This is a genomic window from Bacteroides intestinalis, from assembly GCF_003464595.1.
GTDB lineage: Bacteria > Bacteroidota > Bacteroidia > Bacteroidales > Bacteroidaceae > Bacteroides > Bacteroides intestinalis_A.
The window spans coordinates 161,359-174,642 of sequence record NZ_QRZF01000004.1 but is presented as its reverse complement, the minus strand read 5'-3'; the positions used below and the strand labels follow the sequence as shown (position 1 = coordinate 174,642).

Below are 13,284 nucleotides of genomic sequence, written 5' to 3'. Positions count from 1 at the left end.
TTTTGCAGAAAAAGTACTATATTTGCCCAAAATGAGAAACACGTTAAAATAATATTATAATTATGGAAATTAAGAAAACACCTAAAGCAGATTTGGAGAACAAAAAATCGACTTGGATGCTTATTGGTTATGTTATTGTGCTGGCTTTTATGTTTATAGCATTTGAATGGACAAAGCGCGATATCAAGATCGATACGAGCCAGGCCCTTACTGATCTCTATTTTGAAGAAGAAATGGTTCCTATCACTGAGCAGGAAGAAAAAGTAGCTCCTCCTCCTCCAGAAGTAGCTCCGATTAACGAAACGTTGGAAATCGTAGCTGATGATGCTGATGTGGAAGAAACAGTTATTGCTTCTTCTGAAGAAACAGGTCAGGCAGTAGAGGTAAAGTATGTACCTGTAACTGTTGTTGAAGAAGAACCGGAAGAACAAACCATTTTTGAGGTTGTAGAACAAATGCCTGAATTCCCGAATGGTGGTATGGCTGGTTTGATGCAATTCTTGAGCAAGAACATCAAATATCCTACTATTGCACAGGAAAACGGTACTCAAGGTCGTGTAACAGTACAGTTCGTTGTTAATAAGGACGGTAGTATTGTAGACGCTAAAGTCATAAGAGGTGTTGACCCGTATTTGGATAAAGAAGCACTCCGTGTAATTGGTACTATGCCGAAGTGGAAACCCGGTATGCAGCGCGGTAAACCTGTACGCGTTAAATATACAGTGCCTGTAATGTTCAGATTGCAGTAATACGTTATCTATATAAATAAAGAGGCTGCCGATAAAGCAGCCTCTTTTTATTCTTCCTATTCTCCTTAATTTATAATCACTATGTTTACAGCTTCTGAGCTTCTCGAAAAATTTAATTCTCATATTACTGATTTACAGTTTACGCGTACTCCAAAGGGATTGTATGCTCCGGTGGAATATGTTCTGTCTATGGGTGGAAAGCGAATTCGTCCGGTATTAATGTTGATGGCTTATAATTTGTATCAGGAAGATGTAACTCGCATCTATGCTCCTGCTACAGGTATCGAAGTTTATCATAATTATACCCTTCTTCACGATGATTTGATGGATCGTGCCGATCGTCGTAGAGGCAAAGAAACGGTCCACAAAGTCTGGAATGATAATACCGCGATTCTTTCGGGCGATGCAATGTTGATTTTAGCTTATCAATTTATGGCAGAATGTTCTCCATCCTTTTTGAAGGAAGTCATGGATCTTTTTAGTCTAACAGCCCTTGAAATATGTGAAGGTCAGCAAATGGATATGGAGTTCGAGCAGAGAAATGATGTCGCGGCGGAAGAATATCTGGAAATGATTCGTCTGAAAACAGCAGTTTTATTAGCTGCAAGTTTGCGAATCGGTGCCCGTTTGGGAGGTGCTTCAGCAGAAGATGCAGACCGTTTGTATGATTTTGGAATGCAAATAGGAGTTGCTTTCCAACTGAAAGATGATCTTTTGGATGTTTATGGTAATGCCAAAGTCTTTGGAAAAAATATTGGTGGAGATATCCTTTGCAATAAAAAAACTTATATGTTGATTAAGGCGCTTGAACATGCTGATGCGAGCCAACGTAGCCAATTGAATCACTGGATTCTTGCAGAAAACTTTCAGCCTGCTGAAAAAATTGCTGCTGTGACGGAACTCTATAATCAGATTGGCGTAAAAGCCATCTGCGAGAATCAAATGTTGGAGTATAGTAATCGTGCGATGGAAAGTCTGGCAGCTGTCAGTGTTGCAGAAGAAAAGAAAGAAGAACTTAAAAGGATAATAGAGAATTTGATGCATAGAGAGGTTTAATAGTGTCTTTTTAGAATTATGCCTTATAGAAGATTACCAAATACAGATCAGGCGAGAATACGGGCACTGAAAGCAGTGGTTGCAAAAACTGATGTCCAGAACCTTTATGATTTGGCAGTTTCTCTGAAGACGTTGACAGAGGCCCGGAATTTTTTGACAAGATTTGAAGCAGCCCAGTCTTATTATTTGCAATGTTTTGAGCGTCAGTCGCAGGCTGGTCATAAACATCAGGCTAATGTAAAGATGGCGCGTTTGTATGTTTCTCATTTTATTCAGGTCTTGAATTTAGCGGTAATACGTTCGGAAGTGCGTGCTGCCCATAAAGCATATTATGGTCTGCCGGGAGATAGCACAAATGTTCCGGACTTATCAACGGAAACAGCATTGGTAGAATGGGGACGAAAAATCATAGACGGAGAAGCTAAAAGAACTTCGCAGGGTGGTATTCCTATATATAATCCCACAATTGCCAAGGTTAGGGTGCATTATGATATCTTTACAGATAGCTATGACCGACAAAAAAATCTGCAGACTTTGACTGCGCGTAGTTTAGAGTCTCTTTCTGCTATGCGAGCTACAGCAGATGAATTGATTTTGGATATTTGGAATCAAGTGGAAAAGAAGTTTGAAGATGTTTCTCCAAATGAGAAACGTTTGGATTTGTGCCGTGATTACGGTTTAGTTTATTATTACCGTACTGGTGAAAAACGAAAAGAAGAAGTAAACGAATGAGATTGATAGATACACATTCCCATCTTTTTTTAGAAGAATTTTCAGAAGATTTGCCACAGGTTATTGAGCGTGCCCGTTCTGCAGGAATCACTCATATCTTTATGCCTAATATTGACAGTACGACAATCGACTCAATGTTGTCTGCATGTAATACCTATAAAGGTTACTGCTTTCCTATGATAGGCCTGCATCCTACTTCTGTCGATGCTGGTTATGAAAAAGAGCTGGAGATTGTGGCTCGTGAACTTAAGTCTTCCAATAAGTATATTGCAATAGGGGAGATTGGTATGGACCTTTATTGGGATAAAACTTTTCTGAAGGAACAGCAAATTGTATTAGATAAACAGATTAATTGGGCTTTGGAATATGATCTTCCTGTTGTCATTCATTGCCGGGATGCCTTTGATTATATATATAAGGTGCTGGAACCTTACAAAAATACTTCTTTGAAAGGAATCTTTCATAGCTTTACGGGGACTTATGAGGAAGCTGTCCGAATTCTGGAGTTTTCAGATTTTCTAATTGGAATTAATGGTGTGGTCACTTTTAAAAAGTCGCACCTTCCGGAAGTTTTGACTAAAATATCTTTGAATAAGATTGTTCTTGAAACGGATTCCCCTTATCTTACTCCGGTTCCAAATCGTGGTAAGAGAAATGAAAGTGCCTATGTGAAGGATACTTTAATGAAGGTTTCTGATATCTACCGGATGTCTCCGGAGGCTGTTGGAAGCGTAACTTCCGAAAATGCTTTAAAAGTGTTTGGAATGCTCAAATAACATCGTAAAGATTTTAAAGTTTATTAATTTTGAGATTTTATTAAAGATAAAACGGAGAGAATGAAGGGCAAGAACGAAAAAAAGAATACATTTGTAGCTGAAAACGCTTGTGGTTCGCATTTTTTTTGTAATTTGCAGCCGTTTTTGAAAGAGGCGTCTATTGGAGAGATGCTCGAGTGGTTGAAGAGGCACGCCTGGAAAGCGTGTATACCTCTAAAGGGTATCCGGGGTTCGAATCCCCGTCTCTCCGCAGTATGAAAGAAGAAAACAAAAATAGTAAATGAATATAATAAACAATTTAATTAATTAATCTTAAAAATTAGACACACAATGAAAAAGTTATTTGCAATTGTTGCTGTGATGGGAGTCTTAACATTTGGCTCAACTCAACTTGCTCAGGCTCAAGATGCTCCTGCAGCTGAACAAACAGAACAAGCTGCTCCTGCAGCTCAAGCAGCTCCTGCTGGTGATGCTACTGTAGAGGCAGAAGAAGGTGGTATTCACAAGGAAATCAAAACTAAATTTATTGAAGGTACTGCATCTTTCATGAGTTTGGTTGCTATCGCTTTGGTTATCGGTCTTGCATTCTGTATCGAGCGTATCATTTATCTGAGCTTGGCTGAAATCAACACAAAGAAATTCTTGGCTGCTATTGAAGCTGCTTTGGAAAAAGGCGACGTAGAAGCTGCTAAAGACATCGCACGTAGTACAAGAGGTCCTATCGCTTCTATCTATTACCAAGGCTTATTGAGAATTGATCAAGGTCTTGACGTAGTTGAGAAGTCAGTAGTATCTTACGGTGGTGTACAAGCTGGTTACTTGGAAAAAGGTTGCTCTTGGATCACACTGTTCATCGCAATGGCTCCGTCTTTGGGATTCTTGGGTACTGTAATCGGTATGGTGCAAGCATTTGATAAGATCCAACAAGTAGGTGATATCTCTCCGACGGTTGTAGCAGGTGGTATGAAAGTTGCCTTGATTACAACTATCTTCGGTTTGATCGTTGCTTTGATTCTGCAGGTATTCTACAACTATATCCTGTCTAAGATCGAGGCTCTGACCAGCGAAATGGAAGATTCTTCTATCACTCTGTTGGACATGGTTATCAAATATAACTTGAAATACAAAAAATAAGAGAAATGGCTAAATTATCATATAGAGTATCATATTACGTACTGTATGTTTTGTTCGCCGCTATTTTAGTAGTATTGGGCATATTCTACTTCGGTGGAGATGCTCAGGGCGATGCAGTATTGGCGGGTGTTGATCCCGAAATGTGGCAGCCTGCCCAGACAGAAAGTCTGTTGTACTTAATGTATGGTTTGTTTGCTTTGACTGTTGTTGCGATGGTAGTTGCATTCATCCTGCAATTTGGTAGCGCATTGAAAGATAACCCTGTAAGAGCACTGAAATCATTAATCGGTGTTATTTTACTGGTTGTTGTAATGATTGTTGCATGGTCTATGGGTAGTGGTGAACAAATGAATATCCCAGGCTATAGTGGAACTGATAATGTTCCGTTCTGGCTGAAGGTAACTGATATGTTCTTGTATACTATTTATTTCTTACTGGGAGCAACTGTTCTTGCAATGCTTTTCAGTAGTATTAAAAAGAAATTATCATAATCGATTGAGGAAACTCAGTCTAATGGAGTAATTACAATGGCAAAAGGAAAAAGAAAAGTTCCTGATATAAACTCAAGTTCTACAGCGGATATCGCTTTCCTATTGTTGATCTTCTTCTTGATTACGACTTCTATGGATACGGACCGTGGTTTGGCAAGACGTTTGCCGCCGCCGCCTGAACAAGACCAGAAGAATGATGATTCAGATAAGGTTAAGGAGCGTAACGTGATGACAGTCTTCTTGAACATGAATGACCAACTCATGGCCAATGGAGAGTACATCAATGTAGATCAATTGAGAGATAGGGCAAAAGAATTTATTGCTAACCCGTATAATGATGAAACCAAACCGGAAAAGCATGCAAAAGAGATACCTTTCTTTGGCACTATGCAGGTTACGGAAAAGCATGTAGTTTCTTTGCGTTGCGACCGTGGATCTTCCTATAAGGCATATTTGGCGGTTCAGAATGAACTGGTAGCTGCTTATAATGAGTTGAGAGAAGAATTGGCTCAGGAAAAGTTTGGTAAGAATTATGCTGCTTTGGACGAAGACCAACAAAAAGCAATTCGTGATGTATATCCTCAGAAGATTTCTGAGGCAGAACCTAAAAAGTACGGAGAAAAGAAGTAATGGGAAAATTTAATAAGACTGGTAAACGCGAAATGCCTGCGTTGAATACTTCTTCTCTACCTGACCTTATCTTTACTCTGTTGTTCTTCTTTATGATTGTAACAACGATGCGTGAGGTAACATTAAAGGTTGAGTTTAAGGTTCCGCAAGCTACAGAATTGGAAAAACTGGAAAAGAAATCTTTGGTTACGTTTATCTATGTAGGAAAACCTACAGCTGAGTTTCGTAAGAAACTAGGTAATGAAAGCCGTATCCAATTGAATGATAGCTATGCTGAAGTTGCTGAAATTCAGGACTACATTATTGGTGAACGTGCCAGTATGAAGGAGGAAGATCAGCCTCAGATGACTGTTTCTTTGAAAGTTGACCAAGATACGAAAATGGGTATCGTAACAGATATCAAAGAAGCTCTTCGTAAAGCTTATGCATTGAAACTTAACTATTCTGCGCAACCGCGTCAGTAAAAAGTTAATCAAACTATAAAAAAATAAAGGGTGCTTATTCAAAATAGGCACCCTTTATTTTTTATCCCTTTACATTATATACTTCTCTGTATATAGAGTCTTTTACTGTTTCAAAATCCCTTTCACACTCTAAATCTCCATGGACCATAAGCAACATAGGAAGATATCCATCTGTAGGTCTGTATGGAGGTTGAAGATATGGTTTTTCCCAGAGCACGAATCCTTGGCGCTTATAGAAATTAATACGTCTTTGGGCCATTTCTTCTTCCGGTATTTCCACTTCCAGGACAATAGGGTGTTGAAGCAACTGGCATAAATGGTTTAAAACCTTCTTTCCATGTCCGCCATTACGCTGGGCTGGATCTACGGCGAAATGTTCGACATAGTAGAATTTGCCGAAATTCCAATAGGTAATGAATCCTACAGGAGTATCATGATGGAAAATAATATTGTTATAGAAGTGAGGTCTGCTATCGGTGTACAGGCGCAGCTCCTCTAACGGTCGGTGTTCTTCCGGTGGGAAGGCAGCGGTTATCAACTGTTCCATGTACTCATACAAAAATCCATCAGCGGTGCTGATACGTTGAAGTCTGATCATAATGTGGTCTTTAAAGTTTAGTTCTCTTATTATTTTGTATAAAAATCAATTAGTCTTTGCAATGCTCGTTGGCATACCGGACAAAATGTAGGATGTTCATTGGTACGCATGCGGCAGTTATCAGCAGGACGGAATATCCCTTTGGCAGAATATCCACCTCCTTCATACACTCCTACCGGATACTTTGCCTGTTCGTTGACAGGAGTAGGGACAGGAGTACCTTTGACAAGCATATCTTCCCATTTTGAAGCAAAATCTACACGAGTACTTATGTTTTGTTCCCAAGGTTCTGTATCCAATGGGTAAGTATCTGTCATAACGTCATCATCGTAGAAATATTCATCGGCCAATCCTCCGAAGCTGTGCCCAAATTCATGCACAACTACAGGGCGGAACATCGGATGGTGTGCAGTGGTCAAAGTATATGCATTATAGATACCGCCACCACCATATTCTTCAGTATTGGCGAGAATAATAATGTGTTCATAAGGTATTCCGGCTAAAGCATCGTGTATGGATTTGACACGGCGGGTAGTCAGGTAACGATCAGAATAGAATGTGCTGAAATGCGAGTTAAAAGCCGTATGCTTCCATTCTCCTAAGCGGGGGACACTTACACCACTGTCATCAGAAGGACTGGCAACTGCTACGATATTGAAGCGATCTTTCATACTCTTGAATGGTTCGTGTGAAAATAGACTCTTACAGGCGATTTCTGCATCCTGATAGAATACCTCCATCTCGGCAGGCATATATCCTTCGGCAAGGATGGCTACATCGATGCACTTGTCAGTTTCACCACTTTTTAACAGGTATTTATGCGGAGTGATATGTGCAGTTCCTTTTTGATGAATAAGTACATCATCCGGGCGAACAGTGTGTTTCAGACGTGTGCGCACTTCTTTTCTCGGACTTAACAGTGTTATTTCTATTTCCACAGGGCGGAGTGGGTAGGGGAGTAAGAATGTATTTTCAAATCCTTTGCTGATGACCTTAGCTTCATCTGTTTCCAGCCATTCTTGAAAGAGAGAAGAAAAAGAAGTCGTATAGATTGTCTTTCCGCTTTCCAAATCCTTCATGATAATTTGTCCGTTACCTTGCAAAGGTAGTTCGGCCAAATGATGGCGTCTTCCGGCCCATGATGGAAGTACGGATAGTTCATCCAGACAAACATTCTGGGAAGAAGCGTCTCCAGTAAAGATATAATCAACACGCAATGTCTTATCGGCAAAATACTCAGTGTAGTTTTGCGCATGGCCTACTGTTAGTATCAGCAAGCATAATGCAAGTACAAGATATTTTTTCATAACAATCTTATTTTATAGTTATAGGCAAAGATAATGCAAATTGAGCGCAGAACTTTCATGCTTGCATGAAAAAGTTATGCCGAGATGCAGCTTATCTTCTTTAAAGATAATGCAAATTAAGCGCAGAACTTTTATGCTTGTATGAGAAAATAATGCCGAGTGTGGGTTTATTCATTTTTTAGCAAGAAAAGTAATAAATCGTATTTTAATTGGGAAAGATTTTGCTAACTTTGCATATTACTGTATGAGAATACGGTAAAGCAATCGTTATTTATTAATCATAAATTAAGAAATGGGACATCATCAATTGGATACTTTAGACGAGCAAATACTGAAATTGATTGCAGATAATGCCCGTATTCCTTTTCTGGAAGTGGCAAGAGCTTGTAATGTTTCCGGCGCAGCCATACATCAACGCATACAAAAACTGACGAATTTAGGTATCTTAAAAGGATCGGAATACGTTATTGATCCGGAAAAGATCGGTTATGAAACTTGTGCCTATATTGGCATTTACCTGAAAGATCCGGAATCATTTGACGCAGTGACAAAGGCGCTTGAAGCTATTCCGGAAATTGTGGAATGCCACTTTACGACAGGTAAATATGATATGTTTATCAAACTTTACGCACGTAATAACCACCATTTGCTGAGCATTATCCATGATAAATTACAGCCATTGGGGTTAGCGCGCACTGAAACACTGATATCTTTCCATGAAGCCATTAAGCGGCAGATGCCGATCATGGTGGAGGTCGATGAAGATTAGGATTACTTACGGATATAATCCACAAATGCATAGGAGCAGGGATGTTTCTCGTCAACAAGATGAGATTCCCTGCTTTTTTCATGCCATATCGCAAGATCCACAGCCGGGAAATAAGCATCTACCTGAGGTGCTTCGGCAGCGATTTCTGTCAGACAAAGCATATCAGCCAATGGCATTGCCTGCTTATAAACACTTGCACCGCCAATAATATATACTTGTTCCTCCGGTTGACAGCTCTGCAAAGCTGCTTCGAGAGTGGGAAATACTTCTGCGCCGGGGCACAGAGTTGCAGGATTGGATGAAAGTACTACGTTCCTACGATTGGGCAGTGCACCTTTAGGCAGGGATTCAAATGTTTTTCTTCCCATGATTATTGTGTTTCCAGTGGTTAATGCCTTGAAACGCTTCAAATCATTGGGAAGCCAGAATAACAGTTTATTTTGAAAGCCGATCCCTAAGTTGCGGTCTACGGCGGCGATGATACTAACCATGATTGGATTTATGATTTGTTAAACAGAAACTTTACCGGCAATATGCGGATGCGGGTCGTAATTTACCAATTCGAAATCTTCATATTGGAAATCAAAGATACTCTTCACGTCCGGGTTTATTTTCATTTGTGGCAATGGGCGTGGTTCACGGGAAAGTTGTAGTTTCACCTGCTCCAGATGATTCAGATAAATATGCGCATCACCAAGCGTGTGAATGAAGTCTCCTGCCTTCAATCCGGTTACCTGTGCCATCATCTGCAACAGTAGAGCATAAGACGCAATATTGAAAGGCACACCAAGAAAAATGTCCGCACTACGTTGATAGAGTTGAAGGCTTAACCGTCCATTTGCCACATAGAATTGAAAGAACGCATGGCAAGGAGGGAGATTCATATTGTCAAGATCCCCCACATTCCAAGCACTGACAATGATGCGTCGGGAATCCGGATTATGAAGAATTGTTTCTACAGCCTCACTGATCTGGTCGATGGAACCACCTTTATAATCAGGCCAGGAGCGCCATTGATAACCGTAAATATGTCCTAACTCACCATTCTCATCCGCCCATTCGTTCCAGATACGAACGCCATGATCTTGCAGATACTTGGCATTGGTATCTCCATTCAGGAACCATAGCAATTCATATATAATTGATTTGAGATGTAGTTTTTTGGTAGTGAGGCAGGGAAAGCCTTCGTCCATATTAAAGCGCATTTGATGTCCGAATACGCTGATAGTACCGGTTCCGGTACGGTCTTCCTTGTGTACGCCTTCGGTTAATACCCGATTGAGCAAGTCTAAATATTGTTTCATGATTGCAGATTACGAATTATAAACAACAAAAGTGGCCATCTTTTTAGCCTCGCCAAAGGTAATTAAACTTCGGCAGATAGCATAAATTATTTCTAATTAAAGGAATGGTGTCATCAGGTTACCCACCCAACCTACAAACTTCTTCCATCCGGAACGTTTCTTCCAAACTTCGGGAGTCAATAGCGTACTATTCTTTTTGTCCCGTTCAAACATATCATTCAACTGATGAGTGACGGTGGGATCGAAAATAAATGCGTTTGTTTCGAAGTCATAGCGCAGGCTACGGCTATTCAGATTGGCTGTGCCTACAGTACAGAAGTTCTGGTCCACCATCATAATCTTGGAGTGGTGGAAACCTCCGTTGAAGAGATAAACTTTTGCTCCTTTCTTCATCAGTTTGTGCACAATGTAGAAAGACGCTTCCGGTGTAAAAGGAATATCAGAAACAGAAGGTATCATGATTTCAACTTCAGTACCTTTCTTTAATGCATGCTTGATGGCTTGCCGGATGGATTTGGTTGGTACAAAGTAAGGATTCACAATCTGTATACTGTGTTGCGCCGCTGCAATGGATGCTGCATAGGCGTGACTGATAGAACGGGGAGTCTCCCGTGGTGTACGGTCTACTATTGCTATTTCTTCAGATATACTGTCGGGCAGTTGCGGTATGTCCGGAAAGTAAACTGGTCCACCGATGTGCTGTTTAGTCTCCTGGTTCCACATAGTGAGGAAAATGCCTTGCAGATAACGTACTGCATCTCCTTCGATGCGCATGTGCATATCGTGCCATTGACCTATTTTAGGCCGCCCGGTGATGTAATAGTCGGCGATGTTCATACCACCGGTATATCCTATTTTCCCGTCAATTACTACAATCTTCCGGTGGTCGCGGTGCATGGCATGATTGATCCACGGGAAGGTAATCGGATCGAATTTCACAATTTCAATACCTCGGTCACGGATTGCTTTCAGATGGTGCTTCTTTAGCGGCTTATTATTCGACCAATTGCCGAAAGCATCGAAGAGGGCACGGACTTCCACACCTTCCTGCACTTTTACAGCGAGCAGGTCGAACAGGGCATTGGCAATGGAGTCATTGCGGAAATTGAAGTATTCCAGATGGATGTGATGTTTGGCGTGGCGTATTTCTTCGAAGAGGTCAAGAAACTTCTCCCGTCCGCTCATCAGTAGCTTTACTTCATTGTTGGCGGTGACCGGAATACCTTGTTGTTGTAGATAATGCATCACGAGCGAGTCACTGGTAGCAACTTGCGCGTGAATATTTCCTATAAAAAATAATGCAGATGATAATATGATGAATAATATTCTTCTCAAAACTTCTTACGCTTAGTTAGTTTTCTAATTGAGTCGACAAAGATACAATTTATTGGTGAGAAATGTTTGCTCAGTTAAAAAAAATTAGCCCTTGACCTGCAAAAAGCAGATAAGGACTAACTAAAATTATTGTAAGGGCAAACGGATTTATTGCAAGGGATAAGTGAACTTTATGCTAAAGAACAAATCTTGCGATATCCTAAGTAGACAAGTACTATTGCCGCTATGATCAGTGATTTAGGATCAAGTTCCGCTGCACCGCTTTCTACGGCACTGGTGAAAGTCTCGCGCAAAGCTCCCAGCACCAGTTGCAAACCATCGAGAACAAAGAACAACACCACGGCAAGTGTAAAGCAGAACAAGCTCCACAACTGCGAAATCCGGTAATACCGGTCGGGTAGGTGGTGCATCACGCGACGGCTGAAGCCGTTATCTTCCATCTCTTTCCGATTGTCAGAGAAGAATTGCTGCAAAAGTTTATCATCAGTTGTTTCCGTCATAACCATTTTGTTTTAAGTAGGTAGCCATTTTTTCTTTTGCCCGCGAGAGGTGGCTTTTGACTGTTCCCGCCGGGCATCCCGTGATACCTGCAATTTTTTCGATGCTCTGATCTTCCATGTAGAACAAGGTGATGCAAGTTCGTTCCATTTCTTTTAGTGTCGCCAGTGCTTGGTAAACGTCCATTTGTTGTCCTACGTCATCCTGACTGGTATTCCAGTGAGTATCCACTTCCCGGGTGTCGAGGTCGGCTGTATCCTTCCGACTGCGAAGATAATCATAAAATACATTATATGCAATACGGTAAAGCCAGGTGGAGAAATTGGACAGGTTTTTGAATGAAGCCAGGTTGGTGTAGGCTTTGATAAATGTGTCCTGCGCCAGGTCGTCACTCAATTCGTTGTCGCCGCAAGTTAAGTTGAGGAAGAACCGTCGCACGGGCGACTGGTACTTCTTCACTAACTGGTCGAAGGCCCTGGTGTTGCGAAACACCACGACCTGTGCGACTAACGATATGTCATTGAGTTGGCTCATCTATCCCGATTGTTCTTTTTATTAGAGTCTTGCGTATAGTAGATTACTAATTGTCCGAATCCGGTGAACATGATCAGTAGTCCGACACAGCCTACTCCGAAGTTCTCGGTGATGGCCCAGAGGAAGATGAATAATCCGACACCGATAAAGATGTTCTTGATGCCTTTGGTACGGATATCTTCTGTTTTCTCCGCATTCTTGAAGAAGTCTTCAGGCAATTGTTGACCACTGGAGAGTGCTTGCTCTGCAAGGCGGTATTTGGCTTTTCGATTCTTGTAGTTGAAGAAGAATACTGTAAAGACGATGAGTAGCGGCAAACCGAAGATGAAGACGATGGCAGTCACTGAAATAATGGTTTCAGAGGTTTTGCCGTCTAAGTCGAAGCCCCAGTCCCAACCACTGCTGTTGTGGTGTTTCCATCCCTTATCGCTTTTGCTGTCTGAACTACTGCCTTCGTAGGTCATGATGCTGAGCGTATCGGTTACAGTCTTTCCGTCGATGGTAGTATCGCGCAGTTCAATTACACGTTTTTTGTTCCCCAGACTGTCGTTTTCTGTAACCGTTCTGTTGCTTGCCTGTACCAGTGAGCATAATGTCATGGCGGCGACGAGTGCTAAAATTATTCGTTTCATAATCATATTTTGTTTTATCTTTTATTGTTTCTTTGTGTGTTAGACGTATCATGTTAGTTAGAAAGTTGCAAAGAGACGATATTTTTTTTAGAAAATCAGTATTATCTGAAATTATTTGCCGGATATTGTAGGTTTATGCAAGGTGGGGGATATTAAGTATTCATTTCTTTCGGGTTATGAACTAAAAAACAGGATAGTGGTGTATATTGTTTACAAATGATATATGTTCCTAAAATAGTCGTATACTGAACCTAATTCAGTCGTATAGTGAATGC

17 protein-coding genes and 1 tRNA gene are annotated in these 13,284 nt (G+C 40.9%); 10 read left to right on the top strand and 8 right to left on the bottom strand.

The features are described from left to right. The first annotated feature begins 62 nt into the window (after window positions 1–62). The 9 genes from DWW10_RS07515 to DWW10_RS07470 all read left to right on the top strand — a co-directional run bounded on the left by DWW10_RS07515 (window position 63) and on the right by DWW10_RS07470 (window position 6,032). A complete protein-coding gene (locus DWW10_RS07515; RefSeq protein WP_007659882.1) occupies window positions 63–749 on the top strand; it encodes an energy transducer TonB in 687 nt (228 codons plus the stop codon). Between the two features lie 81 nt (window positions 750–830). Next, window positions 831–1,805 carry a polyprenyl synthetase family protein gene (locus tag DWW10_RS07510; RefSeq protein WP_118421253.1) on the top strand — a complete coding sequence of 325 codons (975 nt, stop codon included), beginning with the start codon at window positions 831–833 and terminating at the stop codon, window positions 1,803–1,805. Window positions 1,806–1,823: 18 nt separating this feature from the next. Further along, window positions 1,824–2,537, top strand: a complete 714-nt coding sequence (locus DWW10_RS07505) for a hypothetical protein (RefSeq protein ID WP_118421254.1) — start codon at window positions 1,824–1,826, stop codon at window positions 2,535–2,537. Then, window positions 2,534–3,313 carry a TatD family hydrolase gene (locus DWW10_RS07500; RefSeq protein WP_118421255.1) on the top strand — a complete coding sequence of 260 codons (780 nt, stop codon included), beginning with the start codon at window positions 2,534–2,536 and terminating at the stop codon, window positions 3,311–3,313. The genes DWW10_RS07505 and DWW10_RS07500 overlap by 4 nt, the downstream gene beginning before the upstream one ends. Window positions 3,314–3,475: 162 nt before the next feature. After that, window positions 3,476–3,563 (top strand) — tRNA-Ser (locus DWW10_RS07490). Between the two features lie 80 nt (window positions 3,564–3,643). After that, window positions 3,644–4,447, top strand: coding sequence for a MotA/TolQ/ExbB proton channel family protein (locus DWW10_RS07485; RefSeq protein ID WP_007210397.1), 804 nt, complete (start codon window positions 3,644–3,646; stop codon window positions 4,445–4,447). A 5-nt stretch (window positions 4,448–4,452) separates the two neighbouring features. After that, window positions 4,453–4,938, top strand: coding sequence for a hypothetical protein (locus DWW10_RS07480; protein WP_022391405.1), 486 nt, complete (start codon window positions 4,453–4,455; stop codon window positions 4,936–4,938). 36 nt (window positions 4,939–4,974) lie between these two features. Next, on the top strand, window positions 4,975–5,568 hold the full coding sequence (locus DWW10_RS07475) for an ExbD/TolR family protein (protein ID WP_022391406.1): 594 nt from the start codon (window positions 4,975–4,977) through the stop codon (window positions 5,566–5,568). Then, window positions 5,568–6,032, top strand: coding sequence for an ExbD/TolR family protein (locus DWW10_RS07470; RefSeq protein WP_007210400.1), 465 nt, complete (start codon window positions 5,568–5,570; stop codon window positions 6,030–6,032). The genes DWW10_RS07475 and DWW10_RS07470 overlap by 1 nt, the downstream gene beginning before the upstream one ends. A gap of 61 nt (window positions 6,033–6,093) precedes the next feature. Here DWW10_RS07470 and DWW10_RS07465 read toward each other — a convergent pair whose 3' ends face one another. Next, window positions 6,094–6,630 carry a GNAT family N-acetyltransferase gene (locus tag DWW10_RS07465; RefSeq protein ID WP_022391407.1) on the bottom strand — a complete coding sequence of 179 codons (537 nt, stop codon included), beginning with the start codon at window positions 6,628–6,630 and terminating at the stop codon, window positions 6,094–6,096. Window positions 6,631–6,659: 29 nt separating this feature from the next. Then, entirely contained in the window at window positions 6,660–7,937 is a 1,278-nt protein-coding gene (locus DWW10_RS07460) for an IgA Peptidase M64 (protein ID WP_022391408.1), read from the bottom strand. A gap of 292 nt (window positions 7,938–8,229) precedes the next feature. Here DWW10_RS07460 and DWW10_RS07455 point away from each other — a divergent pair, with 292 nt between their 5' ends. After that, window positions 8,230–8,706, top strand: coding sequence for an Lrp/AsnC family transcriptional regulator (locus DWW10_RS07455; protein ID WP_007667933.1), 477 nt, complete (start codon window positions 8,230–8,232; stop codon window positions 8,704–8,706). 2 nt (window positions 8,707–8,708) lie between these two features. Here DWW10_RS07455 and DWW10_RS07450 read toward each other — a convergent pair whose 3' ends face one another. The 6 genes from DWW10_RS07450 to DWW10_RS07425 all read right to left on the bottom strand — a co-directional run bounded on the left by DWW10_RS07450 (window position 8,709) and on the right by DWW10_RS07425 (window position 13,009). Then, window positions 8,709–9,197 carry a dihydrofolate reductase gene (locus tag DWW10_RS07450; RefSeq protein ID WP_022391409.1) on the bottom strand — a complete coding sequence of 163 codons (489 nt, stop codon included), beginning with the start codon at window positions 9,195–9,197 and terminating at the stop codon, window positions 8,709–8,711. 18 nt (window positions 9,198–9,215) lie between these two features. Beyond that, window positions 9,216–10,010: a thymidylate synthase gene (locus DWW10_RS07445; RefSeq protein WP_022391410.1), complete on the bottom strand. Its 795-nt coding sequence runs from the start codon at window positions 10,008–10,010 to the stop codon at window positions 9,216–9,218. Between the two features lie 96 nt (window positions 10,011–10,106). Next, the gene (cls, locus tag DWW10_RS07440) at window positions 10,107–11,291 is read right to left on the bottom strand and encodes a cardiolipin synthase (RefSeq protein ID WP_259320447.1); all 1,185 of its coding nucleotides are present in this window, start codon (window positions 11,289–11,291) and stop codon (window positions 10,107–10,109) included. 224 nt (window positions 11,292–11,515) lie between these two features. Next, the gene (locus DWW10_RS07435) at window positions 11,516–11,845 is read right to left on the bottom strand and encodes a DUF5056 domain-containing protein (RefSeq protein ID WP_022391412.1); all 330 of its coding nucleotides are present in this window, start codon (window positions 11,843–11,845) and stop codon (window positions 11,516–11,518) included. Next, window positions 11,829–12,377: an RNA polymerase sigma factor gene (locus DWW10_RS07430; RefSeq protein ID WP_022391413.1), complete on the bottom strand. Its 549-nt coding sequence runs from the start codon at window positions 12,375–12,377 to the stop codon at window positions 11,829–11,831. Before DWW10_RS07430 ends, DWW10_RS07435 begins: the two co-directional genes overlap by 17 nt. Continuing rightward, window positions 12,374–13,009 carry a DUF6249 domain-containing protein gene (locus DWW10_RS07425; RefSeq protein WP_022391414.1) on the bottom strand — a complete coding sequence of 212 codons (636 nt, stop codon included), beginning with the start codon at window positions 13,007–13,009 and terminating at the stop codon, window positions 12,374–12,376. Before DWW10_RS07425 ends, DWW10_RS07430 begins: the two co-directional genes overlap by 4 nt. Between the last annotated feature and the right edge of the window lie 275 nt (window positions 13,010–13,284).